The organism is Streptomyces sp. NPDC089424, assembly GCF_044749345.1.
In the GTDB taxonomy this organism is placed as follows: Bacteria; Actinomycetota; Actinomycetes; order Streptomycetales; family Streptomycetaceae; genus Streptomyces.
Genome location: NZ_JBIVHU010000005.1, coordinates 198,122 through 222,678, shown reverse-complemented (window position 1 = coordinate 222,678; position 24,557 = coordinate 198,122). Strand labels below are relative to the sequence as shown.

Genomic DNA, 24,557 nt, shown 5'->3' with positions numbered 1-24,557 from the left:
GGGTCAGCCCGCCTTCGGCGCGGGCGCCCGCATCGTGAACTGCTCGGCCTGCAAGCCGTACAGCTCCGCGTAGACACCGCCCTTGGCGAGCAGTTCCTGCGGAGTTCCCGATTCCACGAGCCGGCCCTCGTCCAGCACGTGCACCAGGTCCGCATGGCGTACGGACGCCAGCCGATGGGTGATGAGCACAACCGTCTGGCCGGTCCCGGCCAACGCGCGGATCTTGTCGAAGACCTCCAGTTCGGCCCGGGCGTCGAGGGCCGCCGTCGGTTCGTCGACGATCAGGATGCTGCCCCGCCGGTACGCCGCCCGGGCGATGCCGAGCCGCTGCCACTGACCGCCGGACAACTCGTGCCCGCCGCTGAAGTTGCGGGCCAGCAGCGTGTCCAGACCGCGCGGCAGATCCGCGACGACGTCCTCGGCGCCCGCCTCCGCCACCGCCGCCGCGAGCCGCTCCTCGGTCACCGGCGCCGAGGGGCGCCCGACGGCCACGTTCACCCGGGCGGTGAACGGCCACCGCTTGAAGTCCTGCGCCACCATCGCGACCCGCTCCGCCAGCCGGTGCCGGTCCGCGGTCGCCGCGTCGACGCCGTCCCACAGGATCCGGCCCCGGTCGGGTTTGTAGAGCCCGGCGAGCAGCTTGACCAGGGTGGTCTTGCCGGAGCCGTTCTCGCCGACCAGCGCGATGATGCCGCCCAGCGGCAGCGTCAGGGTGACGTCGTCGAGCGCGGGGCGGGTGGCGTCACCCGGGTAGCGGAACGTGACGTTCTCGAAGCGGATCTCCCGCGGGTCCTCCGGCAGGGCCGCGCCGCCGACCGGGATCGCCCGTTCGGCGGCCTCGACGTACAGCCGCTCCAGATCGCCCACGAAGAGGGCCTCCTCGTGCAACTGGTTGATCTCCAGCACGAGCGTCTCCAGGCTCGCCGAGCCGGTCCGGACGGCGATCACCGCCGTGCCCGCCACCGCCAGGGACATCGCCCCCGCGAGCAGCAGTCCGCCCAGGGTGGCGTACGTCGCCACCGTGGCGAGCCCCGTCCAGGCCGCCGCGATCAGCCCGGTGCGGGCCGCGAGCCGTGCCAGCCTGGCCTGCTCCGCCTCCGCCGCCTCCGACATCGCCCGGAAGTGCCGCAGCAGGAAGGGGCCAAGACCGTGCACCCGGATCTCCGGCGCCGCTCCCGGTTCCGTCAGCAGGCCGCTGATCAGGTGACCAGCGCGCGCGTGCTGCACCCAGGTGTGGAACGACTCGTAGCGGCGGCGGGCGTTGGTCAGCGCGCTCCAGGCGCTGGGCAGCGTCATCGTCACCAGCAGCGGGAGCAGCAGCGGATGCAGCACGGTGAGGACGCCGGCCGCGGCGACCAGCGAGATCATCGCGTTCACCACCCGGGTGCCGTACATGATCATGCGGCGGGCCGAGGAGGCCCCGTACTGGGCCGTGTCCAGCAGCTTGTGGAAGGCGTGGTCCTCGATCGCCGCGAGCTCCACGGCCGCGGCCCGCTCCAGGTACCGCTCGGTGGCGACGCGCTCCACCTTCGGCTCGAGACGGCCGGTGGCGTACGTCGACGCCGCCCGCAGCAGCGCGCCGAGCAGCAGGACGACGGCGATGGCGGTCAGCGCGGGGACGGCGCCCCGCAGCCGGTCCTCCATGGGGCCGGAGCCCATCAGCCCGCTCAGCACGCTGTTGACGGCGAACAGGCTCACCGCCTGGGCCAGACCCCGGCCCACCTCGGCCGCCAGCACGATCCGCGCGGCACCCGGGTCGGCCTGGCGGGCCAGCCGCAGGCTCGCGGCGAGCAGGGCGGGCATCCGCGTGATCATGGCCCGGAAGCTGAGCTCCAGGAAGGCGTCCGCGTGCTGGTTCCAGCCCATGTCGTAGCGGAGGGGGCCGCCGAACAGCAGTCGCTCCGACTCGGACACCTCCGGCTCGCCCACGCCGCCTCTCGTCCCCACGGTCGACCTCCCCCGAACGTGCACGAACGGCCACTATCGCGGCACGGTCGGCGACTGGGCAGGGCGCAGGGTGGGGGGCGGGGGCGTACGCCCGGGTGCGTGGAGGTGCGGGCCGTGAGGCGGGGGCGCACGGGGGAGGGGTCGCGCGGGGCGGCCGAGCGGGGGGCGTACGCCGGTGGCGCGGGAAGCAGCCGGGGCCGAGAGATCCTGGTCCGGCGAGCCCACCCGACCTGGACCCGCGGCGGAGCCCTACGCGGTGATCGCCCGCGACCAGCTGGGCGCCGTCCCGATGATGCGGCACAGGGCCAGGTAGAGCGGGATCGGCGGGGTGTAGGGGAGGGTGCCGTCGGGCCGGTGGATCAGGCGGGGGGTCTCGGGAACCAGCGCGCCGGCCGCGTAGCGCGCGGGCGCGGGCCACTCCAGGGCGTAGTCCGAGTCGGACGGGACCAGCCACCACCAGTGCGCGTCGTCGGCGTAGACGCAGCCCACGCGCGGGAGGCGGGGCAGGACGAGCGGGCCGAAGCGCGCGGGCACCTGCACCGCGTCGCAGCCCAGGGGAGCGGTCATGCCGTCCGGCACGGACAGCCGCAGCGACGGTGCCTCCGGCCTGCGCAGTCCCCGGCCGAGGCGGACCAGCGTGTCCAGGGTGAGCGCCTGTCCGCCGGGAGCGGCCGTCACACCCATTCGGTCCCCTTTTCACCGTTCGCCGGGCGGCGCACGCGCGCGTGCGCCTCGTCGTCGTCCTCGTCCGAGCCGCCGGACGTATCCGGCTTGGGGCGGGCGCCCCAGCCGAGGTCGCCGCGCGCGGCGTCGGCCTGGCGCGGCAGCTCGGCCCAGACCAGCAGCCCGAAGCCGCTCTCATGGGCGCCCCAGGCGCGGGCGAGCGCGTCGACGAGGAGCAGTCCCCTCCCGTGCTCCTCCTCGGCCCTGGCCGGGGTCGGGTGGGGCTCACCGGTGGCACACCCCTGGTCACGCACGGCTATGCGCACCAGGTCCTCCTCGTCGTGCAGCTCGCAGACGACGATGTCGCTCGCGGTGTGCAGGATCGCGTTGGTGACCAGCTCCGACACCACCAGCGCGGCCGTGTCGCAGGTGTCCTCGCACACGGCCCAGCCGGTCAGCCGGTTCCGGGTCAGCCGTCTGGCCCGCGCGGGAGAACCCGGATGCGCGGCGAGCTCGAAGCGGAACCGGCGCTCGGCGGCGGACCCGAAGGGATCGACTGCCTCCCCCGCTCTCGCACCGGTGCGAGCGGAGGGACCTCCAGGGGCACCGAGGCCGAAGCGGCCCGCGGTGGCGTCTGTTCCTAAGGGCACGGACGGAATCACGCTTGCCACTATCGCCCTGTCGCGAACAACTTGGCAAGTGTCACTCTGAAAATTGCAGAGTGCTGTGTGACGCGGCGAGTGGTCGTGGCACACTGCTCGCAACAGCATGTGATGCGGCGCCAGTTGAGATCTGCGAGGTCGGCCCCGACCTTCGAATAGATCTTCGAATGGCGCCGCTGGGCTGTCGGGATTCGTACAGGATTCGTACGGGATTGATACGGGATGAGTCCCGGACGGGTCCCGGACGAGTGGGGGATCCCTGCGGATCGCGCGGTTGTCAGGGTTCGAGTGGTCAGGGATGCGATGAGCGGAGGTGGGGCGTGAGCGAGCCCCGGTCGGCGCCGACGGTCGGCCAGGTCGTCCTCGGCAGGCGCCTGCTCGACCTGCGCGAACGCGCCGGGATCAAACGCGAGGAAGCGGCCCGTGTCCTGCGCGTCGCCCCCGCCACCATCCGCCGGATGGAGACGGCCGAGGTATCCCTCAAGATCCCGTACCTCCAACTGCTCCTGAAGGCCTACGGGGTCCCCGACGACGAGTCCGAGGCGTTCGTACAGCTGGCCGAGGAGGCCAACAAGCCCGGCTGGTGGCAGCGGTTCCACGACATCCTGCCCGGCTGGTTCTCGATGTACGTCAGCCTGGAGGGGGCCGCCTCCCTCATCCGCAGCTACGACCCGCACTTCGTGCCCGGACTCCTGCAGACCGAGGACTACGCGCGCGGCGTGCTGAGATCGGGGGCCGTCGGCCAGACCAGGCCCGAGGACATCGAGCGACACGTCGCCCTGCGTATGCAGCGCCAGGACCTGCTCACCCGCCCGGACGCGCCCAGGATGTGGGCCGTGCTGGACGAGACCGTGCTGCGCCGCCCGGTCGGCGGTGCGGAGGTGATGCGTGCCCAGATCGGAAGACTGCTCGACGCGACGAAGCTGCCCAACGTGACGTTGCAGGTCGCCCCCTTCGCGACGGGGCCGCACCCCGGCACGTACGGGCCCTTCGTGCTGTTCCGGTTCGCCGTGCCCGAACTTCCGGACATGGTCTACAGCGAGTACCTGACCGGCGCCGTCTACCTGGACGCGCGCGTCGAGGTGGCCACCCACCTGGAGGTCATGGACCGCATGGCGGCGCAGGCCGCCACGGCACATCGCACGAAGGAGATCCTCGAGGATCTCCGCAAGGAGCTGTGAATGGATCGCATCACGTCCCAGCCCAGGCCGCGGGTCCGCGCCGAGCGGATCTACAACGGCATGCCCGCCCGGGAACTGGGCAGCGAGGGCTGGCACAAGCCGTGGAGCGGCGGCAACGGGGGCAACTGCCTGGAGGCGATGAAGCTCGCCGACGGCCGTATCGCCGTCCGGCAGTCCACCGACCCCGACGGGCCGGCGCTGATCTACACCTCCGACGAGATGACCGCGTTCATCGAGGGTGCCAAGGCGGGGGAGGCGGACTTCCTGCTGTCCTGACGGACTCCGTGTCCTGTCTCTTGCCTCCCGGCCTCTTGCCCCCCGCCTTTTGCCCCCCGTCTCTTGTCCCCTGTCTCCTGTTGTTTGTTCAACTGCCTTATGTTGGTGCTGAATTGATCACACATCACGACCGACGACGCCCACGGAGCGCCTCATGACCGGGATCGACACCAGCAAGCCCCATCCCGCACGGATGTACGACTGGTATCTCGGCGGCAAGGACAACTATCCCGTCGACGAGGAGATGGGCCGGCAGATGCTGGCCCTGGACCCCCGGGTGCCGGTCATGGCGCGGGTCAACCGCGCCTTCATGCACCGGGCCACGCGCTGGCTGGCCGCGAACGGCGTACGGCAGTTCCTCGACATCGGCACGGGCATACCGACCGAGCCCAACCTGCACCAGGTCGCGCAGGCCGTCGCGCCGGACGCGCGCGTGGTCTACTGCGACAACGACCCGATCGTGCTGGCCCACGCGGAGGCACTGCTGCGCGGCACGCCCGAGGGCGTGACCGAGTACCTCCAGGCGGACGTGCGGGATCCGGCCACGATCATCGACGGGGCCCGCAAGGTCCTGGACCTCAGCCGGCCCGTGGCCCTCTCCCTCGTCGCGCTGCTGCACTTCGTCCCCGACGAGGACGGCGCACACGAGCTGGTCTCGGAGCTGCTGTCCGCACTCCCGTCCGGCAGCTACCTGATGATGACCCACGCCACCGCCGACTTCACTCCGGAGGAGTCCGCGGCGGCCACCGAGCAGCTCCGGGCCGCGGGGGTGACGCTGGCGCTGCGCTCGCGGGAGGCGTTCTCCGGGTTCTTCGACGGGCTGGACCTGGTGGAGCCGGGTGTCGTGGTCGTGCCCGAATGGCGCCCCGAGCTGGGGGAACCGGTGCCGGGCCAGGACGACGGGGTGATCCCGGGGTACGGCGCGGTGGGACGGAAGGCGTAAGCGGGTCACGTCCGGCCCTCGTCACGGGGCGGCAGCAGGCGCGAGCGGTGTCAGATCCGGCCCCCTCACGGGGGCGGCAGCAGGCCGCACAGTGCGTCCAGTGCCGCCCCGTACGCGTGCTCCGAGGGCGTCGCGTAGCCGACGACCAGGCCGTCCCCCGCGCTCGTCGCGGTCCGCGGGTGCCGGAACGCGTCGAGGCCGTCGAGCGCGACGCCCTGCCAGGCGGCCGCCTTGACCGTGGACCGCTCGGTGCCCGGCGGCAGCCGCAGCACCGCGTGCAGGCCGGCCGCGACGCCGGTGACCTCGATGTGCGGGGCGTGCTCGGCGAGCGCGGCGACGAGCCGGTCCCGGCGGGCGCGGTAGCGCTGGCGCATCCGGCGCACATGACGGTCGTACGACCCCGTGGTGATGAAGTCGGCGAGACCGAGCTGGTCCAGGACGCTCGCCCACGCCTCCCGCTCGCCCTTGGCCGCGAGGACGCCGTCGACGTACCGCTGCGGCAGGACCATCCAGCCGAGCCGCAGCGCCGGTGACAGGCTCTTGCTGACCGAGCCGACGAGGATCACCCGCTCGGGGTCGAGGCCCTGGACGGCGCCGACGGGGCGGCGGTCGTAGCGGAACTCCCCGTCGTAGTCGTCCTCCAGCACCACGGTCCCCCGCGCGCGTGCCCAGTCGACGACGGCGGCCCGACGCGTGGCGTGCAGGGGGCCGCCGGTCGGGAACTGGTGGGCGGGCGTGAGCAGCACGCCCCGTTCGCGCGCGAGCAGATCGACGCGGGCCCCGTCCTCGTCCAGCGGAAGCGGGACCGTGCGCACGCCGGTGGACGTCAGCAACTCCCGGTGGAAGGCGAGTCCGTACGCCTCGATGGCCAGGGGGCCGCGCAGGACGCCGCCCCCGAACAGCAGCCGCAGCGCGTGCGCGAAACCGGAGCAGATCACGATGCGGCCGGGCGCGGTGCGCACTCCCCGCGCGCGTGCCAGGTACTCGGTGAGCGCTTCGCGCAGTTCGACCCGGCCGGCCGGGTCGCCCGGCCCGAACACCTCGTTGGGCGCCTGCTGAAGTGCCCGCCGGTACGAGGCGAGCCAGGCCGCGCGCGGGAAGGCGGACGCGTCCGGCGTGCCCTGACGGAGGTCGTGCCGGGGGCCACCCGCGCGCGTGGGCGCCTTCCGCGCGACCCGGGTGCCGCCCTTCAGGGGCTCGGCCCGCTCGGCGACGCGGGTGCCCGAACCCTGACGGGCGGTCAGCCAGCCCTCCGCGACGAGTTCCGCGTAGGCGTCGGCCACCGTGTTGCGGGCGACGCCGAGGTCGGCGGCGAGCGAGCGGTACGGGGGCAGACGGGTGCCGGGGACGAGCCGGCCGCTGCGTACGGCGTCCCGTAGCGCGCGGATGAGAGCGGCGCGGCGGCCGCCCGGACCGTCGAGCTCCACGTGCAGGTCGGCGCCGATGCCTCGGGCGGAATTGACCCACGTTTCTGCCATGGAAATGCACCCTACAGCCGGTCTTTGCGGCCCGTAGGTTTCATGGCATGACGACGAACACGACGAACACGACGGACAAGACGAGCACGACGAACGCGACCCGCACGCCGGTCCCGGCCGCTACCACGACCCCGACCGCCCGGCCCCGCCTCGACTTCGCCAGGTCCGCCCCGCAGGCCTTCCGCGCCCTCGTCGGCTTCGACGCGGCGGCGCGCCAGGGCCTCGATCCGGCGCTCGTCGAGCTCATCCAGATCCGCTCCTCGCACCTCAATCACTGCGCGTACTGCCTGCACATGCACACCAACGACGCCCGCAGGGCCGGTGAGAGCGAGGACCGGCTGCACATGGTCGCCGTCTGGCGCGAGGCCCGGCACTTCTTCACCGCTGAGGAGCAGGCCGCCCTGGCGCTGACCGACGCGCTGACCATGGTCGCCGACGCGGGCGTCCCCGACGACGTCCACGCCGAGGCCGCGGCCCTGTTCGAGGACCGGGAACTGGCCCAGCTCATCGCCCTGATCTGCGCGATCAACACCTGGAACCGGGTGGCACTGGCCACGGCGAAGGTGGCGGGCACGGACGAACGGCGCCGCTGACAGCGCCGGTTCGGGGGGCGGGGGCGGCTCGGGGGGCGGGCTCCTCACACCACCATCGGCCGGTCGTACGGCCCGATGGGCGCCGGCAGCGCCGAACTCCCCGTCAGATAGCGGTCGACGGCCGCCGCCACCGCGCGCCCCTCCGCGATGGCCCACACGATGAGCGACTGCCCGCGCGCCGCGTCGCCCGCGGCGAACACCCCCGGGACGTTGGTCGCGAACCCGGCGTCCCGGGCGATCGTGCCGCGCGGCTCCATCGCGAGGCCCAGCTGGTCGACGAGCCCGTCCTCCCGGTCGGGCCCGGAGAAGCCCAGCGCGAGCAGCACCATGTCGACGGGCAGCACGCGCTCGGATCCGGAGACCGGCTGCCGTCGCGCGTCCACCTCCACGAGGTGCAGGGACCGGACCCGCCCCTGCGCGTCCCCCGAGAAGCGGAGCGTCGACGCCGCGAACAGGCGCGCGTCGGCGTCCGCCGCGGGAGCGGTGCGCAGCTCGCCGGCCTCCTGGTGCGCCGGCGAGAGACGGTAGATCTTCGGGTACGTCGGCCAGGGCTCCGCGTCCTCGTCCCGCTCGGCCCCCGGCAAGGCGTAGATGTCCAGCTGTGTCACGGACGCCGCGCCCTGGCGAACCGCGGTCCCCAGACAGTCCGCCCCCGTGTCGCCACCGCCGACGATCACGACGTGCCGTCCGGCCGCGGACATCGGCGAGGTCTCCAGATCTCCCTCGCACACCCGGTTCGCCAGCGGCAGGTACTCCATGGCCTGATGCACACCGGCCAGCTCGCGCCCCGGTACGGTCAGCTCCCGCCACGCCGTCGCGCCGGTCGCGATCACCACCGCGTCGTACCGCGAGCGCAGCTCCGCCGCCCCGACGTCCCGCCCGACCGCGGTCGACGGACGGAACCTGGTCCCCTCGGCCCGCATCTGCTCCAGCCGCCGTTCCAGGTGGTGCTTCTCCATCTTGAACTCGGGAATGCCGTACCGCATCAGCCCGCCGACCCGGTCGTCCTTCTCGTACACGGCGACGGTGTGCCCCGCCCGCGTCAGCTGCTGCGCCGCCGCCAGCCCCGTGGGCCCCGAGCCGATCACCGCGACCGTCCGCCCGCTCAGCCGGTCCGGGGGGCTCGGCCGCGCGAAGCCCTCCTCCCAGGCCCGGTCGGCGATCGCGCACTCGACGTTCTTGATCGTGACCGCGGGCTGGTTGATGGCGAGCACGCAGCCCGCCTCGCAGGGCGCGGGGCACAACCGCCCGGTGAACTCGGGGAAGTTGTTCGTGGCATGCAGCCGGTCGCTCGCCGCCCGCCAGTCGTCCCGGGAGACCAGGTCGTTCCACTCTGGGATGAGGTTGCCGAGCGGACACGCCTCGTGGCAGAAGGGGATGCCGCAGTCCATGCAGCGGTCCGCCTGCTGGTTGATGATGGGGAGGAGGGCCCCGGGGACGTAGACCTCGTGCCAGTCCCGCACCCGCTCCTCGACCGGCCGCCTGGGCCACTCCTGGCGGGGCGTGGTCATGAAACCCTTGGGATCGGCCATGGCCGGTTTTCCTTGCATCGGGGTACGACGGGCCGTACGTCATCGGCGGCACCCTTTCGGCCACGATACGTCCCGAAGGCCCCCCGCGCAGGGCCCCGGCCGGCGGCTCATACGAGGGCCAGCAGGTACGCCACCACCGCCCCGGCGGCGGCGACCGTCCGCACGTGGTTCCACGCCGTCCACTCGCGCACGTACGCCGGCCAGTACGCGGCCGCCTCCCCGGTGCCCGCCTCCACCTTGACCAGCGCGTTGTTGCGCGGCACGTTCGCCAGCACGGTCACCCCGAAGCACCCGAACAGATACAGCGCGCTGCCTACCAGCAGTTCCACCGCGCCGTCCTGCGGCCACAGCACGAAGGTCACCACCGCGATCACCGCGCAGACCAGCGTCGATCCCAGGAACACGGCCATGAACGGCGGCCGCAACGCCGTCACGTTGATCGCCTTCATCGCGGCGACGCCCTGCGCGGGCGGCAGGGACGCCAGCCCCCGCATCACGAACGTGGAGAAGCCGCAGAACACCCCCGCCACCAGTCCCGCCCCGAGCAGCCCCACGACCGTCAGCACGAAGTACGGCCCGTCGATCACGTCACCCACTCCTTCGACCTCGTCCCCTGGCCCGACCGGCACCCCGGTCGTCCCCGCTGCCCCTCAGTGAATCCCGCCCCGCCGGCCCGGACCATTCCTCGACGCCGCAGGCCCATACGCGAGCGTCCAGGAAAGGGGGCCCGCGTCGAGCCGAGTGAGTGGTGGACTCCAGCACTCACCCGACGGAGTCGAGCCCGGCCTCCCGCCATTCCCGCAGCACCGTCTGCACGGTCGCCGCGATCCTGCGCCGCGCCTCGTACCGGTGCACCCCGCTCATCAGCAGCTGGTCGTACGGGGTGTCCACATGCCGCACCGCCGCCACCACCGCCGACGTCACCGCGCTCTCCGTCAGCGCCCGCCCGGCCGCCGACCGTCCCACCCGCCCGCTGCCCCGCCGCGACGCGTACGCCGCGATCGCCCGGGCCCGCTGCTCAGGGCACCCCGGGAACAGCCGCAGGATCTCCGACGCGAACGCCTCCGCGAACCGCGAGTCCTCCACCGCCCTGCGCCGTGCGTCCCGCGCCCGGCGTCTGCGGCGCGCCTCCGCGTCGGCCAGGCACCGCTCCTCGGCACGGGTGAGCCCGGACTCCTCGACGAGGACGCCCTGCCGCTCGTACCGGCTCCTGCGCCGGTTGAACCGCACGACGACCACCGACAGCGAGCTCTCCTCGCGCGCCCGGCGCGTCAGCGCCGTGTCGCCGCGCGGAAGGAACACCAGGTGGTCGAGGTCGGCGCAGTGGAGGCACCGGGGCGCGCCGTCCTCCATGACGAGCAGCGACAGCGGTCCACGCCGGCACCGGGCGCACCGCTTCTTCTTCAGCGACTGGATGACGACGGGAGCGGTACCGGAGCCGGTGAGGAGCCCGGTCCCGCCGCCGGTCGACGAGGGAGTCACGCGCAGGGCCATGCCCGCTTCCTTCCCACGGTCCACCGGCTTCCACGCACCGCGGCCGGGCCCGGTCCGGCGGCCCTGTCCGCCACCACCGGCGCGTCCGTAATCATGGGGGTGTGCGACTCGAAGCGATCACCTGGGACCGGCTCGTCGACCGCCTCGCCGAACGCCTCCTCGACCTGACGCCGGCCGACGGCAGCCCCTGGCCACGCATCGCCTTCGACGGCGCCCCGGCGTCCGCCCCGGGAGACCTCGCCGCGCGCGTCCACGAGGCCCTGCGCGCCCGCGGCCGCCCCTCGTTGGCCGTCGGCACGGAGGGCTTCTTGCGCCCGGCCTCCGTCCGCCTGGAGCACGGGCACCAGGACGTCGACGCCTACTACGACGGCTGGTTCGACACCGGCGCCCTGTGGCGCGAGGTGTTCGGACCTCTCGAAGCGGGCGGCGACGGGCGCGTCCTGCCCGACCTGCTCGACCCGGTCACCGACCGCGCCACCCGCAGCCCCTACGTCCAACTGCCGCCCGGCGGCATTCTGTTGCTGCACGGCCCCCTCCTGCTGCGGCACTGGTTCCCCTTCGACCTGACCGTTCATCTCCTGCTCTCCGCGGGCGCCCTGCGCCGCCGCACCCCCGAGGCCGCCCACTGGACCCTGCCCGCCTTCGAGCGCTACGAGCAGGAGACCGACCCCGCCGGGACGGCCGACGTCCTCGTCCGGGCCGACGACCCGCGCCGCCCGGCGTGGAGCGGATGAGCGCCCGGAGCTCCCGCACCAGGGCCCCGGCGTCCCGCCGCTCCCGGGTGCGTGCGCCGGACGCCCCGACGAGAATGAAGGCGCCGGGACTAGCGGTGTGTCCGGCGCCGCGCCGGCCGTCCGGCACCGGGAGGTACCCCATGACCACCGCCGGAGAGATCATGCACCGGGGCGCCCAGTGGATCCCCGCTCACGAGACCCTGGACCGCGCCGCCCAGCTGATGCGTGAGCTGAACGTCGGGGCGCTGCCCATCAGCGACCAGAACGAACGGCTCTGCGGCATCCTGACCGACCGCGACATCGTGGTCGGCTGCGTCGCCATGGGGCACGATCCGTCCAAGATCACCGCAGGTGAGATGGCGCACGGCACTCCGCGCTGGATCGACGCGAGCGCCGACGTCGGCGAGGTGCTCCAGGAGATGGAGGACCACCAGATCCGCCGGCTGCCCGTCATCGAGAACAAGCGCCTGGTCGGCATGATCAGCGAGGCCGATCTCGCCCAGCACCTGACGGAGGACCAGATCGCCTCCTGGGCGGAGCGGGTCTACGCCCGGAGCGCGAGCCGCTGACCGTCGGCCTTCCTCACCCGCACCGGTCGGTCACAGCCAGCCGTTGCGCCGGAATCCACGGTAGAGGGCCAGGCAGGCCACTGATATGACGCCGATGACCATGCCGTAACCGTATTTCCAGTGCAGCTCGGGCATGTGATCGAAGTTCATGCCGTAGACCCCGCAGACCATCGTGGGCACGGCGACTATCGCGGCCCACGCCGTGATCTTGCGCATGTCCTCGTTCTGCGCGACCGTCACCTGCGCCAGATGGGCCTGCAGGATGGAGTTGAGCAGCTCGTCGAACCCGGCGATCTGCTCCGTGGCGCGCATCAGGTGGTCCGAGACGTCGCGGAAGTAGGCCTGTATCTCCGGCTCCACCACCCGCATCGGCCGGTCGGCGAGGTCCAGCAGCGGTCGGCCGAGCGGGACCACCGCCCGCTTCAGCTCCAGCAGTTCGCGCTTGAGCTGGTAGATGCGGCCGGGGTCCGCGCGTGCGCCGTTCTCCGCGAAGACGTCCGTCTCCACCTGCTCGATGTCCGCCTGCACGGAGTCGATGACGTTCAGATACTCGTCCACCACGTGGTCCGCGACGGCGTGCAGGACGGCGGACGGGCCCTTGGTGAGCTGGTGGGGATCGGCCTCCAGCTCCTCGCGCAGCGGACCCAGCGAGCCGTGCCGGCCGTGCCGCACCGTGATGACGAAGTCCTGGCCGACGAACACCATGATCTCGCCGGTGTTCACCACTTCGCTGGTGGCGGTGAGTTCCTCGTGCTCGACGTAGCAGACCGACTTGAACACCGCGAACAGCGTCTCGCCGTACCGCTCCACCTTGGGGCGCTGGTGGGCCTCGATCGCGTCCTCGACGGCCAGCGGGTGCAGGTCGAAGAGCTCGGCGATGCCGGCGAACTCCTGGTCGGTCGGCTCGTGCAGGCCGAGCCAGACGAAACCCTCCCCGTTCTTGCGCACCCGGCTCACCGTGTCGACGAGGTCGCCGCCGAGGGGAAGCCGGCTCCCTTCCTCGTAGGCCACGCAGTTGACCACCGAGGAGCCCAGCGGGGACCGCGCCGGGTGGCTCAGGTCGACCCGTCGGCGCCTCCTGGCCAGCCGGGCGACCTTGCGCAGGCCGCCGACCCTGTCCAGGCCCGTGACCTTCCGCAGATTCCCTGCCATGGACATCTGCATCTCCTCGCGTGGATCCTCTCGCGCCGCATTCCTGCGCCCCTGGCGCCAGTGTGCCAGGACCGCGTGAGCAGCGGGTAAGCCTGTGGAAAGCCCTGATTCCGCTTGGTTCCCGGCTGTGGACGAAGGGAGTTGACCCCTCGGTCCGGCCCTCGTGGCCGTCGCCGCCACGGTCCTCGCCGCGGGCGGCGGTGAGGTGACGCGCCGTAGACCACATGTCGTAGTGGACGTGTCCCGCCGGAGCGTCAAGCACTTCGGACAAGTAGGACAAGTGGGATGATCAGGGTATGACGCTAACCGAGAACAGCTATCGGCCCGACAGCCGCCGGCCCCGGGTGGTCTCGATCTCCGACGCCCTCGCCGGCCTCTTCGACCCGACGACGTTCCGGCACTTCGAAGCGCTCGGCGTCGGGCCCGGCTGGCGTTGCTGGGAGGTCGCGGGCGGCTCCTCGGTCGAGTCGTGGCTCGCCAAGAAGGTCGGTCCCACCGGCAAGGTCGTCGTGACCGACACCGACGGCGCGCGGGCCCCGGGGCCGTCACGCTCGCCGGTCGAGCGGCGCGTGCACGACGTGAACGAGGAGGAGCCGCCGGGGGAGGGCTTCGACCTGGTCCACGCGAGGCTCGCCCTCGTCCGGGTGACGGACCGTCGGCGGACCTTGCGGTCGATGGTCAAGGCGCTGCGACCCGGCGGCCGGCTGCTCGTCGAGGACGTCGACCACAGTCTGCAACCCCTGACCTGCCCCGACGAGCAGGGCCCCGAGGAGCAGCTGGCGAACCGGATGCGACAGGGCCTGCACCGGCTGCTCGCCGGTCAGGGCACCGACCTCGCAGGCGGCCGCGCGCTGCCGCGTCTGCTCCGTGAGTCCGGCATGGTGCGTGTCGAGGCCGACGCGTACTTCCCGGTCGCGGCGCCGGCCTGCGCCGACCTGGAGGCCGCGACGGTCCGTCAGGTGCGGGGCGACCTCGTCGCCGGGAGGTTCGCCACCGACCAGGACGTCGAACAGCACCTGACCGCCGTCGCGTCCGGCACGATCGATCTGGCGGCGGCTCCGATGATCTCGGCGTGGGGGCGCAAGGGGTAGCGGCGGGCGGGTGCGTGGGGGCCCGCGCTCACCGGTCCGGCGGTCCCACCGGCGGCCGCCCGCCCACCTGTTCCACCGCACGCGCCCCCGCCGCGCAGCCCTGCTCCGCGGCCGCCTCCGGCTCGGCGCCCGCGACGAGGGCGGCGAGAAAGGCCCCGGTGAAGGCGTCGCCGGCACCCGTGGTGTCCCGGGGTGTGGCCGGAACGGCGGGGACGTGGGCGTGTACGGTGCCGGAGCGGGCCACCAGCGCGCCGTCCGCGCCCTGCTTGGCGACGACCAGCGGCACATGACGGCTCAGCTTCGCCGCCGCGTCGGCCGCGTCCGGCAGCCCGGTGAGCAGGCAGGCCTCGTCCCGGCTGGGCAGCAGCACCGACACGCCGTCGGTGAGCGCGAGGAATCGGTCCACCCCCAGTTCGACGAGGAACCCGGCCGACGCAGGGTCCGTGCTGACCGGCACCCCACGCGCGCGTGCCGCCGCCAGGGCCACCGCCACCAGCTCCCGGCCGGTCGCGGAGAAGAGCAGATAGCCCGACAGGTGCAGCCACGCCACGCCGTCGAGCAGGGCGTCCGACCAGTCCCCGGGGCCGAGCCGCAACGAGGCAGCGCTGTGGGTGAGGAACGTCCGCTCGGCGGCGGCGTCCATGTCGACCAGGCAGATCACCGTCCCGGTCGGCGCCTGCGGGTCGACCACCAACTGGGCACGGACCCCCGCGGCGGTCAGCGCCCGCTCGTGCCAGACCGCCGAGTCCGGTCCGACCCGCCCCAGCAGCCTTACGTCCGCGCAGCCCCAATGGGACGCCCAGCAGGCCACGTTGGCGCCCGCGCCCCCGGGCAGTGTCCGGATCACGGCGGCCGTGTCCGTGCCGGCGGCCAGCGGCCCCCGGTGCCGGGCCACGACGTCCGTCACCACGTCCCCGACGACCAGCAGCCCGCCGCCGGGCGCCCCGGGACCCGTCCCGCTCACGCCCCGGCCCAGGCCGCCGCGATCCGCGCCGCCAGCCGCACGTTGCCGCGCACCGCGGCCAGGTTGGCGCTCAGCGAGGCGCCGTCGGTGTGGCGCACCAGGTGGTCGAGCAGGAACGGGGTGACGGCCTGTCCGGTGACGCCCTCCGCCTCGCACGCGCGCAGCGCGTCCTCCAGCACCCGCGCGTGCAGGACGGGATCGAGCTGCTCGGCCTCCGGCACCGGGTTGGCCACGACCAGCGCCGACTGCGGCCCGCCGACCGCGTCCTGCGCCCGCATCACGTCGGCCACCTGCCGCGGGCTGTCCAGCGTCCACTCCACGGGGTGCCCGGAGTCCGACAGGTAGAAGCCGGGGAAGCGGTCCGTGCTGTACCCGGCCACCGCCACGCCCAGCGTCTCCAGACGCTGCAATGTCGCCGGCACGTCCAGGATCGACTTCACGCCCGCGCACACCACGGTGATCCGCGTACGCGCCAGCAGGCCCAGATCGGCGGACTCGTCCTGCGTCACCGTCCACTGCCGGTGCACCCCGCCGAGCCCGCCCGTCGCGAACACCCGCACGCCCGCCAGCGCCGCCAGCAGCGCCGTCGCGGACACCGTGGTCGCCCCGCTCGCCCCGGCCGCCACCGCGAGCGGCACGTCACGGTGGCCCAGCTTGCGGATGCCGTCCTCGTTCGCGATCCGCTCCAACTGCTCCTTGTCCAGGCCGACCCGGGGCAGCCCGTCCAGCACGGCGATGGTGGCCGGCACGGCCCCCTCCTGCCGTACGGCCTCCTCCAGCTCCAGCGCCACCCGCAGGTTCCGTGGCCGCGGCAGCCCGTGCGCGATGATCGTGGATTCCAGCGCCACCACGGGCCGGCGTGCCTGGACCGCCTCCCGCACCTCTTCGGACACCACCAGCGTCACGCGTCCGCCTCCTGTCAGTTCGCTCCTCCCTCATCTCTGGCGGGCGGGGCGTGCCGTCAAACCCTTGCGGCCGGTGCGGGACGGCACCAGCCTGGGGGCATGACCGACAACACGGCACGTCTCGACCACGTCGTCCTCTGGGTGCGCGATCCCCTCGCCGCCGCCGACTTCTACGCGAAGGCGGTCGGTCTGGAGCCGGTCAGGCTCACCGAGTTCGCCGCGGGACGGGTGCCCTTTCCCTCGGTGCGGGTGAACGACGAGACGATCATCGACCTCATGCCGCTGGGTGCGGCGGAGCGCATGACGATGCTCCCCGGGGCGGCGGACAGCTCCGGGCACCCCGTCAACCATGTCTGCCTCGCCCTGCCCGAGCACGACTTCGACGCCCTGCGCGACCGGCTGGAGGAACGCGCGGTACCGATGACGGACGTGGGGCACGACTCGTTCGGCGCCCGCGGCAACGCCCGGCGCAACTTCTACTTCCGCGACCCGGACGGCAACTTCTTCGAGGCCCGCCACTACGCCTGAGACAGGGGCCCGCTGCCGCACTACGCCTGAGAGGCCCGCGAGGGGGCCCGCCGCGGGCCCCGACGCGTCTCAGAACAGCGGCTCGGGCAGCACGCCTTCCAGCGCCAGCAGCTTCCGCTTGGTCTCCAGACCGCCGCCGAACCCGCCGATGCCGCCGTCGCTCTCCACGACCCGGTGGCAGGGCACCACCACGGGCAGCGGGTTGGCGCCCATCGCCGTCCCCACCGCCTGCGCGGCGCCGGGCTGGCCGACCCGGCCCGCCAGGTCGCCGTACCCGACGACCGAGCCGTACGGCACGCCGGACGCCAGCTCGCTCAGCACCTCGCGGTGGAAGCCCGAGATCAGCGACCAGTCGAGCGGCAGCTCGAAGGCGTGGCGCTCGCCCGCGAGGTACTCCCGGACCTGGCGTATCGCCTCGCTCAGCAGCGGGGAGCCGGGTGCCTCGACCGGCTCGGCGCCCAGCCGGGACGCCAGCCGGCCGAGCGCCTTGTCGCGGACCGGGTCCGTGGCGTGGAACACGACGTTGACCAGGCCCTGGCCGGTCGCGGCCAGCAGCAACGGACCGATGTCGGCGTCGACGACGGCCCACACGACCTGCTGCTGGTACTGCCCATGGCTGTCCATGCGCCCACGGTACGGCCCGCCACCGACAACGCCCGCCCGCCGCGAGCGGCGCAGCGTCACTGCCGGGCGAGGGCGTCCCTGACGACGTCGGGCCGGTCGGTGATGACGCCGTCCACGCCGTACGCGGCGACCTTGCGGGCCGTCGCGGCGTCGTCGACGGTCCAGGTGAAGACCTCCAGCGGCCTGCCGTGCGCACCGGTGATCGACCGCACGGCGCGGACGTAGTCGGCCGTCAGGGACTCGTGGGAGGGGTTGACCTGGTCGACGAAGCGCGCGTGGTCCCGCACCTGCGCGAGGGACGGCGTACCGAGGAAGCCCGTCCTCATGCCGGGCCCGATCCCGTGCAGGGTGCGCAGGCTGTCCAGGTCGAAGCTCTGCACGATCAGCCGGTCCGCCAGGTGTTCCTCGTCCAGCCATCCCTCGTCGGCGAGCACCCTCAGGGTCTCCCGCTCGATGCCCGGATACAGCTCCGGCCGCTTGAGTTCCAGGAGCAGCTTCTGGCCGTGGTGATCGAGGCGGCGCAGGAACTCCGTGAGCGTCGGCACGCGCGCGCCCGCGTGGTCCGACCCGAACCAGCTCCCCGCGTCCAGACGCGCGATCTCGGCGGCGGTGAAGTCCCCGACCCGCCACGGGGCACGGCCGGGGAACACCTGCTCGACGTCGGTGGTGCGCCGCAGGACGTCGTCGTGCACGACCACCAGTTCGCCGTCCTTGGTGCGCTGCACGTCGTTCTCGACCCACTCGACGCCCAGCTCGGCGGCCCGGTCGACGGCGGCCAGGGTGTTCTCCGGCGCGTGGGCGCAAGCACCCCGGTGGGCCAGCACCAGGGGGGAGGCAGCGGCGCCCTCGCCGTCGGCCGCGGCGCCGTCGGCCGGGAACAGCACGGCGATGCTGCCCAGCAGCGCCGTGGTCGTGGCGGCAACTGCGCGCGCGTGCATGCGTACTCCTCGCGTCGAACCGGTCACGGAAGGGGTTCACCGTGGCAGCGGAGAGCCAACGCCGGAGGGGTACAGGATGGACACAGATTGAACGGAGTTGCCCGCGAGTACTCACGGGTACGGCACAACTGGGGCAGAGCCGTGTTTCTTTGCCGGAAAGTCGTTCGACCATTCCGGTGCGAGTCATACTCTCTGCCTCAACCCTGACCGCTCGGGCGGTTCTGGGAGGGGGAGCATTTCACAGTGTTCCGGGACGGAACGGGGCGGAAAGGCAGCCGCGCATGCAGGGCACGGTCGACGGATTCAGCTACGGCCTCGTCACACCGCTGGTGGCCTTCGTCATGGCCTGCCTCGGTGGCGCCCTGGGCCTGCGCTGCACCACCAGGGCCCTGCTGGTGGGCGGCTCCTGGCGCCCCGCATGGCTCGCCCTCGGCTCCCTGGCGATCGGCTCCGGGGTCTGGACCATGCACTTCATCGGGATGATGGGCTTCACCGTCCACGAGGCCCCGATCCACTACGACAAGCCGTTCACGTACGCCAGCCTGGGCGTGGCCATCCTGATGGTGGGCGTCGGGATCTTCATCGTCGGCTACCGGGGCGCCTCCGGCACCGCCCTGTTCACCGGCGGCACCGTCACCGGCCTCGGCATCGCGTCCATGCACTACCTGGGCATGGCCGGCCTGGAGCTCGACGGGAAGCTGGAGTACAACACGGTCACCGTCGCCGCCTCCGTGCTCATCGCCATGGTCGCCGCCACCGCCGCCCTGTGGGCCGCCGGGCAGGTCAGGGGGCTCCTGTGGAGCGTGGGCGCCAGCCTGGTCATGGGGCTCGCCGTCAGCGGCATGCACTACACGGGCATGGCGGCCCTCAAGGTCCATGTGCACGGCACCGCCGAGCCCGCCACCGGCGCCGCGCCCGCCGCGCTCCTCGCCCCGATGCTGGTCGGCCCGCTCGCCCTGCTGTGCCTCGCGGGCGTCGTCGTCCTGTTCGACCCGTTGATGATCATGGGGAAGCCCGCCCGGCCGCTCCCCGAGCACAAGCCCGGCGTCCCGGCCCACGTGCCGCACCAGACCCGCCGGATCATGCTCCGTACCCGCCGGCCCCCGGCCCGCACCGGCTCCCGCACCCCGCAGAACCGCTGATCGGAGCCCGTTGTCAGTGGGGGGTCGTACGGTTGATGGCATGCGGCCCGTTTCCAGCATCGAACGCACGGTGGCGCCCTTCGAGGTCGTCAGTCCCTACCAGCCCAACGGCGACCAGCCGGCGGCCATCGCCGACCTCGCCCGGCGCATCGAAGGCGGCGAGAAGGACGTCGTGCTCCTCGGCGCGACCGGCACCGGCAAGTCCGCCACCACCGCGTGGATGATCGAGAAGCTCCAGCGCCCCACCCTGGTGATGGCACCGAACAAGACGCTGGCCGCCCAGCTGGCGAACGAGTTCCGCGAGCTCCTGCCGAACAACGCGGTCGAGTACTTCGTCTCGTACTACGACTACTACCAGCCCGAGGCCTACGTCCCGCAGTCGGACACCTACATCGAGAAGGACTCCTCGATCAACGAGGAGGTCGAGCGCCTGCGCCACTCGGCGACCAACTCGCTGCTCACCCGTCGCGACGTCGTGGTCGTCGCCTCGGTGTCCTGCATCTACGGCCTCGGTACGCCGCAGGAGTACGTCGACCGCATGGTGCCGCTGCGCGTCGGTGACGAGATCGACCGCGACCAGCTGCTGCGCCGCTTCGTCGACATCCAGTACACGCGCAACGACATGGCCTTCACCCGGGGCACCTTCCGGGTCCGCGGCGACACCATCGAGATCTTCCCGGTCTACGAGGAGCTGGCCGTCCGCATCGAGATGTTCGGCGACGAGATCGAGGCGCTGTCCACGCTGCACCCGCTCACCGGCGAGATCGTCAGCGACGACGAGCAGCTCTACGTCTTCCCGGCCTCCCACTACATCGCCGGCCCCGAGCGCATGGAGCGGGCCGTCAACGACATCGAGAAGGAGCTGGCCGACCGGCTCGCCGAGCTGGAGAAGCAGGGCAAGCTCCTGGAGGCCCAGCGGCTGCGGATGCGCACGACCTACGACATCGAGATGCTCCGCCAGATCGGCACGTGCTCCGGCGTGGAGAACTACTCGATGCACTTCGACGGCCGCCTGCCCGGTTCCGCGCCGAACACGCTGCTGGACTACTTCCCCGAGGACTTCCTCCTCGTGATCGACGAGTCGCACGTCACGGTGCCGCAGATCGGCGCGATGTACGAGGGCGACGCCTCCCGCAAGCGCACCCTCGTGGACCACGGCTTCCGGCTGCCCTCCGCGCTCGACAACCGCCCGCTGAAGTGGGAGGAGTTCCAGCAGCGCATCGGCCAGGCCGTCTACCTGTCGGCGACTCCCGGCCAGTACGAGCTGTCCCGCTCCGACGGTGTCGTCGAGCAGATCATCCGGCCCACCGGCCTGGTCGACCCGCAGGTCGTGGTCAAGCCCACCGAGGGCCAGATCGACGACCTCGTGCACGAGATCCGCACGCGTGTGGAGAAGGACGAGCGCGTCCTGGTCACCACGCTCACCAAGAAGATGGCCGAGGACCTCACCGACTACTTCCTGGAGCTCGGCATCCACGTCCGCTACCTGCACAGCGACGTGGACACCCTGCGCCGCGTCGAGCTGCTGCGGGAGCTGCGCGCGGGCGAGTTCGACGTCCTGATCGGCATCAACCTCCTCAGGGAGGGCCTCGACCTCCCCGAGGTCTCCCTGGTGGCCATCCTGGACGCCGACAAGGAGGGCTTCCTGCGCTCCGGCACCTCGCTGATCCAGACCATCGGCCGTGCCGCGCGCAACGTCTCCGGTCAGGTCCACATGTACGCCGACAAGATCACCCCGGCGATGGAGAGGGCCATCGACGAGACCAACCGCCGCCGGGAGAAGCAGGTCGCGTACAACACGGCGAACGGCATCGACCCGCAGCCGCTGCGCAAGAAGATCAACGACATCGTCGCGCAGATCGCGCGCGAGGACGTCGACACCGAGCAGCTGCTCGGCACGGGGTACCGCCAGTCCCGCAAGGACGGCCGCGGCACCAGGGCACCCGTGCCCTCCCTGAAGGAACACGCGGTCAAGGACGCGAAGCCCGCGGGGCGCGGCAAGGGCAAGGCCAAGGAGACCGTGCCGACCGACCGCCCCGCCGCGGAACTCTCCGGGCAGATCGAGGAGCTGACGGAGCGGATGCGGGCCGCCGCCGCCGACCTGCAGTTCGAGATCGCGGCGCGGCTGCGCGACGAGGTGTCCGAGATGAAGAAGGAACTGCGCCAGATGCGGGAGGCCGGCCTGGCCTGACGGGCCGGTGGGACCGGGGTGACCTCGCCGCGGCTGCTGTGTTGCAAGACCGACACAAAGTGCGGACCGGAGTACGTCGCTGTCAGTGGCCCTGCGTATGGTGCTCGTCATCCGCGGCTTCGCGGCAACAGGGGAATGCTCGAGAGGGGAATCAGCGCGTGACCGTCAACATGACCAAGGGTCAGGCCATCAGTCTGCAGAAGAACGACGGCGGCACCCTGACCGCGGTGCGCATGGGTCTCGGCTGGCAGGCGGCCCCGCGGCGTGGCCTGTTCGGCTCGCGCACGCGGGAGATCGACCTCGACGCCTCGGCCGTCCTGTTCGCGGACAAGCAGCCGGTCGACGTCGTCTTCTTCCGTCACCTGGTGAGCGACGACGGCTCGGTCCGTCACACCGGTGACAACCTCGTCGGTGGCGTGGGCCAGGGCGGCGACGACGAGGCGATCCTCGTCGACCTGCAGCGCCTGCCGGTCCACATCGACCAGATCGTCTTCACCGTGAACTCGTTCACGGGCCAGACCTTCCAGGAGGTGCAGAACGCGTTCTGCCGCCTCGTCGACGAGACCAACGGCCAGGAGCTCGCCCGCTACACCCTCGCCGGCGGCGGCGCCTACACGGCCCAGATCATGGCGAAGGTGCACCGCTCCGGCACCGGGTGGTCCATGACCGCCCTCGGCACCCCGGCCAACGGCCGTACCTTCCAGGACCTGATGCCGTCGGTCCTGCCTCTCCTCTGAGGCTCCGAGGCAAGGGCCCGGGGGCTTCGAGGCAGGACTCGGGGGCTTCGAGGCCACGGGCCCGGGGGGCTTCGGGCAAGCGGCACACCACGACGACAGCTACACAGGGGGATTGAGGCGATGACGGCCGAGCTGGTGCGGGGGCAGAACCATCCGCTCTCCCAGGCCCGCCTGGAAATCAGGGTCTCGGCCGGCAAGCCGATCGTGGCCGTGGCCACGCTCAGCGACGAGCAGGGCAAGGTCGGGGACACGGAGCGGGTCGTGCACCCGGGCACGCCCACGCTGCCGGGCCTGGAGGTCCCCCGCCAGGCGGCGGCGGAGCACCGTCTCGCGGTGGACCTGGGCGCGCTGCCGGACAGCGTCCACCGCGTGCACGTGCTGCTCGCCCTGCCCACCGGCGCCGGGGGGCCGACGCGCTTCGGCGCGGTGGCCGCCCCCTTCGTCGCGGTCACCGGGCTGGACGGCACCGAGGTCGCCAGCTACACCATCACCGGCCTGGAGGCTGAGACGGCCGTGGTCGCCCTGGAGCTCTACCGCCGCCAGGGCGCCTGGAAGGTGCGGGCCGTCGGCCAGGGCTACGCCGGCGGCCTCGCCGAGCTCTTCGCCGACCAGGGCGTGCCGCAGGCGCACCAGCTCGCCGCCGCGATCAACGACGCGGTCGCCCAGGGCCTGGCGCGCTCGGTCGCGGCACCCCCGCCCCGTACGGCGGACGGCGACCGCACCCGCCAGGCCGCGGCGCCCGGCCGTGGCCAGGACCAGGGCGGCTCGCCCTACGGCACGCAGACGCCGCAGGGCACCACCCCGGGACGCACGGGCTACCCGGGAGGATCCACCGCCGACCCGTCCACGCCCGCCGACCCCTCGGCCCTCACCGAGCCGTCCGTGCCCGCGGGCGGCCCGATCGACTACAACCACCCGCGCCGCCGGAACTCGGCGCCGCCACCGCCCCCGCCGGTCGCGCCCCCCGCGGCGCCCGGTCAGCCTGCCCGGCCCGTCGCGGGCGACGCGACCGGCTGGTCCATGGACGAGCGGCTGTACAACCAGGTCTGGGGCATGTTCGAGGACCTGGCCCGCAGCGCCGCCGCGTACCGCAGCGCCGTCGACTTCGCCGAGTCGCGCATGGACAAGGAGCTGGAAGCGGTCCTGTCCGACCCGCGCAGCCGGATCGGCGGACAGGCCGACGCCGCGCGTGAGGCGGCCCGGGCCCGGCACAGCACGCTCGTCGACGAGGCCCGGCAGGCCTTCGACCGTGACGTCGCCCAGCTGACCGCGGAGTCCGACGTCGTCGAGCCCGCGCTGCCACCGGCCTTCGCCCGCTGGGACAACCCCGTCTGGCACGGGTACCGCGTGCCGATGGAGATGCCCATGGCGCTGCGGCTGGGCGATCTGTATCTGCCGGAGAGCGCCGAGCTGCGCGTCCCGATGCTGATCCGGCTGCCGCTGGAGCGCGGTCTGTGGATCGACAGCGGGCGTTCCGGTTCGTCCGACGGCATGTTCCACGACGCGCACGACCTGAAGCGCCTCGCGATGGAGTCGGCGGTGGCGCACGTGGCGCGGTTGCTCGCCGTGCATCCGGCGGGCGAGTTCACCGTGTACGTCATCGACCCCGCGGGTTCGGGCGCGCAGACGCTGGTCCCGCTCGTGCAGAGCGGGGTGCTGGCGGCGCCGCCCGCGGTCGGTGCCGGTGGTGTGGCGGACGTCCTGGGCGCGCTCACGCAGCGGGTCGACCTGGTGCAGATGGCGGTGCGCGGCGGTGCGGCCGACGCGCTCCCGCCGGGCTTCGACACCTCCCAGAACCTGGTGGTGGTCAACGACTTCCCGCACGGCTTCGACGACCGGGCCGTCACCCAGCTGCGCTACCTGGCCGACGAGGGCCCGGCCGTCGGCGTGCACCTCATGATGGTTGCGGACCGGGAGGACGCCACCGCCTACGGGCCGCTGCTCGACCCGCTGTGGCGTTCGCTGCTGCGTCTGACCCCGGTGCCCGACGACCACCTGGCCGACCCGTGGGTGGGTCACGCCTGGACGTACGAGCCGTCGTCGGTGCCCCCCGGGAGCAGGGTGCTCCAGCATGTGCTCGACCGGGTCGTGGCCGCTCGTACCAAGCATCGGTAAAGGACCCCTGACCTGCGGACTTGGCCTTAACTTGGTCTTTACTTTGCCCTGCGCTTTACCTTTCCTTGGTGATTGGGGTACTGTCGTTCGTGCGGAGG

At 72.6% G+C, this 24,557-nt stretch carries 24 protein-coding genes; 12 read left to right on the top strand and 12 right to left on the bottom strand.

Features of this window, described 5'->3' with window-relative positions; all coding sequences use genetic code 11:
* Positions 1 to 3: 3 nt before the first annotated feature.
* From ACIP2X_RS23575 to ACIP2X_RS23565, 3 genes are all read right to left on the bottom strand, one after another.
* Positions 4 to 1,866, bottom strand: coding sequence for an ABC transporter ATP-binding protein (locus ACIP2X_RS23575; RefSeq protein WP_401676562.1), 1,863 nt, complete (start codon positions 1,864 to 1,866; stop codon positions 4 to 6).
* A 330-nt stretch (positions 1,867 to 2,196) separates the two neighbouring features.
* Positions 2,197 to 2,631, bottom strand: a complete 435-nt coding sequence (locus tag ACIP2X_RS23570; RefSeq protein ID WP_401676223.1) for a hypothetical protein — start codon at positions 2,629 to 2,631, stop codon at positions 2,197 to 2,199.
* The gene (locus ACIP2X_RS23565) at positions 2,622 to 3,281 is read right to left on the bottom strand and encodes an ATP-binding protein (protein WP_401676221.1); all 660 of its coding nucleotides are present in this window, start codon (positions 3,279 to 3,281) and stop codon (positions 2,622 to 2,624) included. The genes ACIP2X_RS23570 and ACIP2X_RS23565 overlap by 10 nt, the downstream gene beginning before the upstream one ends.
* A gap of 311 nt (positions 3,282 to 3,592) precedes the next feature.
* On the opposite strand from ACIP2X_RS23565, the gene ACIP2X_RS23560 reads away from it, so the two are divergent.
* The 3 genes from ACIP2X_RS23560 to ACIP2X_RS23550 all read left to right on the top strand — a co-directional run bounded on the left by ACIP2X_RS23560 (position 3,593) and on the right by ACIP2X_RS23550 (position 5,672).
* Complete coding sequence (locus tag ACIP2X_RS23560; protein ID WP_401676219.1) at positions 3,593 to 4,453, top strand: helix-turn-helix domain-containing protein; 861 nt, start codon at positions 3,593 to 3,595, stop codon at positions 4,451 to 4,453.
* The gene (locus tag ACIP2X_RS23555) at positions 4,454 to 4,729 is read left to right on the top strand and encodes a DUF397 domain-containing protein (protein ID WP_218513020.1); all 276 of its coding nucleotides are present in this window, start codon (positions 4,454 to 4,456) and stop codon (positions 4,727 to 4,729) included.
* A 154-nt stretch (positions 4,730 to 4,883) separates the two neighbouring features.
* Entirely contained in the window at positions 4,884 to 5,672 is a 789-nt protein-coding gene (locus ACIP2X_RS23550; RefSeq protein ID WP_401676216.1) for an SAM-dependent methyltransferase, read from the top strand.
* Positions 5,673 to 5,737: 65 nt separating this feature from the next.
* On the opposite strand, the gene ACIP2X_RS23545 is transcribed toward ACIP2X_RS23550, so the two are convergent.
* The gene (locus ACIP2X_RS23545; RefSeq protein WP_401676214.1) at positions 5,738 to 7,150 is read right to left on the bottom strand and encodes a PLP-dependent aminotransferase family protein; all 1,413 of its coding nucleotides are present in this window, start codon (positions 7,148 to 7,150) and stop codon (positions 5,738 to 5,740) included.
* A gap of 47 nt (positions 7,151 to 7,197) precedes the next feature.
* Between ACIP2X_RS23545 and ACIP2X_RS23540 the strand changes: the two genes are divergently transcribed.
* Complete coding sequence (locus ACIP2X_RS23540) at positions 7,198 to 7,743, top strand: carboxymuconolactone decarboxylase family protein (RefSeq protein ID WP_401676212.1); 546 nt, start codon at positions 7,198 to 7,200, stop codon at positions 7,741 to 7,743.
* 44 nt (positions 7,744 to 7,787) lie between these two features.
* Here ACIP2X_RS23540 and ACIP2X_RS23535 read toward each other — a convergent pair whose 3' ends face one another.
* From ACIP2X_RS23535 to ACIP2X_RS23525, 3 genes are all read right to left on the bottom strand, one after another.
* Complete coding sequence (locus ACIP2X_RS23535; RefSeq protein ID WP_401676210.1) at positions 7,788 to 9,275, bottom strand: glutamate synthase subunit beta; 1,488 nt, start codon at positions 9,273 to 9,275, stop codon at positions 7,788 to 7,790.
* A 107-nt stretch (positions 9,276 to 9,382) separates the two neighbouring features.
* Complete coding sequence (locus ACIP2X_RS23530) at positions 9,383 to 9,862, bottom strand: DUF1772 domain-containing protein (protein WP_401676208.1); 480 nt, start codon at positions 9,860 to 9,862, stop codon at positions 9,383 to 9,385.
* Positions 9,863 to 10,037: 175 nt separating this feature from the next.
* Entirely contained in the window at positions 10,038 to 10,769 is a 732-nt protein-coding gene (locus ACIP2X_RS23525; protein ID WP_401676206.1) for a DUF2293 domain-containing protein, read from the bottom strand.
* A gap of 101 nt (positions 10,770 to 10,870) precedes the next feature.
* Between ACIP2X_RS23525 and ACIP2X_RS23520 the strand changes: the two genes are divergently transcribed.
* Both ACIP2X_RS23520 and ACIP2X_RS23515 read left to right on the top strand, forming a co-directional pair.
* The gene (locus ACIP2X_RS23520) at positions 10,871 to 11,503 is read left to right on the top strand and encodes a uridine kinase (RefSeq protein WP_401676204.1); all 633 of its coding nucleotides are present in this window, start codon (positions 10,871 to 10,873) and stop codon (positions 11,501 to 11,503) included.
* A gap of 140 nt (positions 11,504 to 11,643) precedes the next feature.
* Positions 11,644 to 12,072, top strand: coding sequence for a CBS domain-containing protein (locus tag ACIP2X_RS23515; RefSeq protein WP_401676202.1), 429 nt, complete (start codon positions 11,644 to 11,646; stop codon positions 12,070 to 12,072).
* Between the two features lie 30 nt (positions 12,073 to 12,102).
* On the opposite strand, the gene ACIP2X_RS23510 is transcribed toward ACIP2X_RS23515, so the two are convergent.
* Positions 12,103 to 13,230, bottom strand: a complete 1,128-nt coding sequence (locus tag ACIP2X_RS23510) for a magnesium and cobalt transport protein CorA (protein ID WP_401676200.1) — start codon at positions 13,228 to 13,230, stop codon at positions 12,103 to 12,105.
* A 290-nt stretch (positions 13,231 to 13,520) separates the two neighbouring features.
* On the opposite strand from ACIP2X_RS23510, the gene ACIP2X_RS23505 reads away from it, so the two are divergent.
* On the top strand, positions 13,521 to 14,315 hold the full coding sequence (locus ACIP2X_RS23505; RefSeq protein WP_401676198.1) for a methyltransferase domain-containing protein: 795 nt from the start codon (positions 13,521 to 13,523) through the stop codon (positions 14,313 to 14,315).
* Positions 14,316 to 14,343: 28 nt separating this feature from the next.
* On the opposite strand, the gene ACIP2X_RS23500 is transcribed toward ACIP2X_RS23505, so the two are convergent.
* The gene (locus ACIP2X_RS23500) at positions 14,344 to 15,279 is read right to left on the bottom strand and encodes a carbohydrate kinase family protein (protein WP_401676196.1); all 936 of its coding nucleotides are present in this window, start codon (positions 15,277 to 15,279) and stop codon (positions 14,344 to 14,346) included.
* Positions 15,276 to 16,184 carry a pseudouridine-5'-phosphate glycosidase gene (locus ACIP2X_RS23495; protein WP_401676194.1) on the bottom strand — a complete coding sequence of 303 codons (909 nt, stop codon included), beginning with the start codon at positions 16,182 to 16,184 and terminating at the stop codon, positions 15,276 to 15,278. Before ACIP2X_RS23495 ends, ACIP2X_RS23500 begins: the two co-directional genes overlap by 4 nt.
* 99 nt (positions 16,185 to 16,283) lie before the next feature.
* Between ACIP2X_RS23495 and ACIP2X_RS23490 the strand changes: the two genes are divergently transcribed.
* Positions 16,284 to 16,712, top strand: coding sequence for a VOC family protein (locus ACIP2X_RS23490; protein ID WP_401676192.1), 429 nt, complete (start codon positions 16,284 to 16,286; stop codon positions 16,710 to 16,712).
* Positions 16,713 to 16,781: 69 nt separating this feature from the next.
* On the opposite strand, the gene ACIP2X_RS23485 is transcribed toward ACIP2X_RS23490, so the two are convergent.
* Positions 16,782 to 17,336: a methylated-DNA--[protein]-cysteine S-methyltransferase gene (locus ACIP2X_RS23485; protein ID WP_401676190.1), complete on the bottom strand. Its 555-nt coding sequence runs from the start codon at positions 17,334 to 17,336 to the stop codon at positions 16,782 to 16,784.
* Positions 17,337 to 17,392: 56 nt separating this feature from the next.
* Complete coding sequence (locus tag ACIP2X_RS23480) at positions 17,393 to 18,274, bottom strand: glycerophosphodiester phosphodiesterase (protein WP_401676188.1); 882 nt, start codon at positions 18,272 to 18,274, stop codon at positions 17,393 to 17,395.
* 281 nt (positions 18,275 to 18,555) lie between these two features.
* On the opposite strand from ACIP2X_RS23480, the gene ACIP2X_RS23475 reads away from it, so the two are divergent.
* The 4 genes from ACIP2X_RS23475 to ACIP2X_RS23460 all read left to right on the top strand — a co-directional run bounded on the left by ACIP2X_RS23475 (position 18,556) and on the right by ACIP2X_RS23460 (position 24,459).
* On the top strand, positions 18,556 to 19,416 hold the full coding sequence (locus ACIP2X_RS23475) for an MHYT domain-containing protein (RefSeq protein ID WP_401676186.1): 861 nt from the start codon (positions 18,556 to 18,558) through the stop codon (positions 19,414 to 19,416).
* A gap of 40 nt (positions 19,417 to 19,456) precedes the next feature.
* Positions 19,457 to 21,607, top strand: a complete 2,151-nt coding sequence (gene uvrB, locus ACIP2X_RS23470; RefSeq protein WP_401676184.1) for an excinuclease ABC subunit UvrB — start codon at positions 19,457 to 19,459, stop codon at positions 21,605 to 21,607.
* Positions 21,608 to 21,765: 158 nt separating this feature from the next.
* Positions 21,766 to 22,344, top strand: a complete 579-nt coding sequence (locus tag ACIP2X_RS23465; protein ID WP_401676182.1) for a TerD family protein — start codon at positions 21,766 to 21,768, stop codon at positions 22,342 to 22,344.
* Between the two features lie 120 nt (positions 22,345 to 22,464).
* The gene (locus ACIP2X_RS23460) at positions 22,465 to 24,459 is read left to right on the top strand and encodes a TerD family protein (protein ID WP_401676180.1); all 1,995 of its coding nucleotides are present in this window, start codon (positions 22,465 to 22,467) and stop codon (positions 24,457 to 24,459) included.
* The last annotated feature ends 98 nt before the right edge of the window (positions 24,460 to 24,557 follow it).

Bases quoted from the DNA above. Each gene is read 5' to 3' on its own strand.
- ACIP2X_RS23575 (WP_401676562.1), bottom strand. From the start codon at position 1,866: ATGGGCTGGAACCAGCACGCGGACGCCTTCCTGGAGCTCAGCTTCCGG.
- ACIP2X_RS23525 (WP_401676206.1), bottom strand. From the start codon at position 10,769: ATGGCCCTGCGCGTGACTCCCTCGTCGACCGGCGGCGGGACCGGGCTC.
- ACIP2X_RS23490 (WP_401676192.1), top strand. From the start codon at position 16,284: ATGACCGACAACACGGCACGTCTCGACCACGTCGTCCTCTGGGTGCGC.
- uvrB (WP_401676184.1), top strand. From the start codon at position 19,457: ATGCGGCCCGTTTCCAGCATCGAACGCACGGTGGCGCCCTTCGAGGTC.
- ACIP2X_RS23505 (WP_401676198.1), top strand. From the start codon at position 13,521: ATGACGCTAACCGAGAACAGCTATCGGCCCGACAGCCGCCGGCCCCGG.
- ACIP2X_RS23535 (WP_401676210.1), bottom strand. From the start codon at position 9,275: ATGGCCGATCCCAAGGGTTTCATGACCACGCCCCGCCAGGAGTGGCCC.
- ACIP2X_RS23480 (WP_401676188.1), bottom strand. From the start codon at position 18,274: ATGCACGCGCGCGCAGTTGCCGCCACGACCACGGCGCTGCTGGGCAGC.
- ACIP2X_RS23570 (WP_401676223.1), bottom strand. From the start codon at position 2,631: ATGGGTGTGACGGCCGCTCCCGGCGGACAGGCGCTCACCCTGGACACG.
- ACIP2X_RS23475 (WP_401676186.1), top strand. From the start codon at position 18,556: ATGCAGGGCACGGTCGACGGATTCAGCTACGGCCTCGTCACACCGCTG.
- ACIP2X_RS23550 (WP_401676216.1), top strand. From the start codon at position 4,884: ATGACCGGGATCGACACCAGCAAGCCCCATCCCGCACGGATGTACGAC.
- ACIP2X_RS23460 (WP_401676180.1), top strand. From the start codon at position 22,465: ATGACGGCCGAGCTGGTGCGGGGGCAGAACCATCCGCTCTCCCAGGCC.
- ACIP2X_RS23515 (WP_401676202.1), top strand. From the start codon at position 11,644: ATGACCACCGCCGGAGAGATCATGCACCGGGGCGCCCAGTGGATCCCC.
- ACIP2X_RS23545 (WP_401676214.1), bottom strand. From the start codon at position 7,150: ATGGCAGAAACGTGGGTCAATTCCGCCCGAGGCATCGGCGCCGACCTG.
- ACIP2X_RS23510 (WP_401676200.1), bottom strand. From the start codon at position 13,230: ATGTCCATGGCAGGGAATCTGCGGAAGGTCACGGGCCTGGACAGGGTC.
- ACIP2X_RS23485 (WP_401676190.1), bottom strand. From the start codon at position 17,336: ATGGACAGCCATGGGCAGTACCAGCAGCAGGTCGTGTGGGCCGTCGTC.
- ACIP2X_RS23540 (WP_401676212.1), top strand. From the start codon at position 7,198: ATGACGACGAACACGACGAACACGACGGACAAGACGAGCACGACGAAC.
- ACIP2X_RS23555 (WP_218513020.1), top strand. From the start codon at position 4,454: ATGGATCGCATCACGTCCCAGCCCAGGCCGCGGGTCCGCGCCGAGCGG.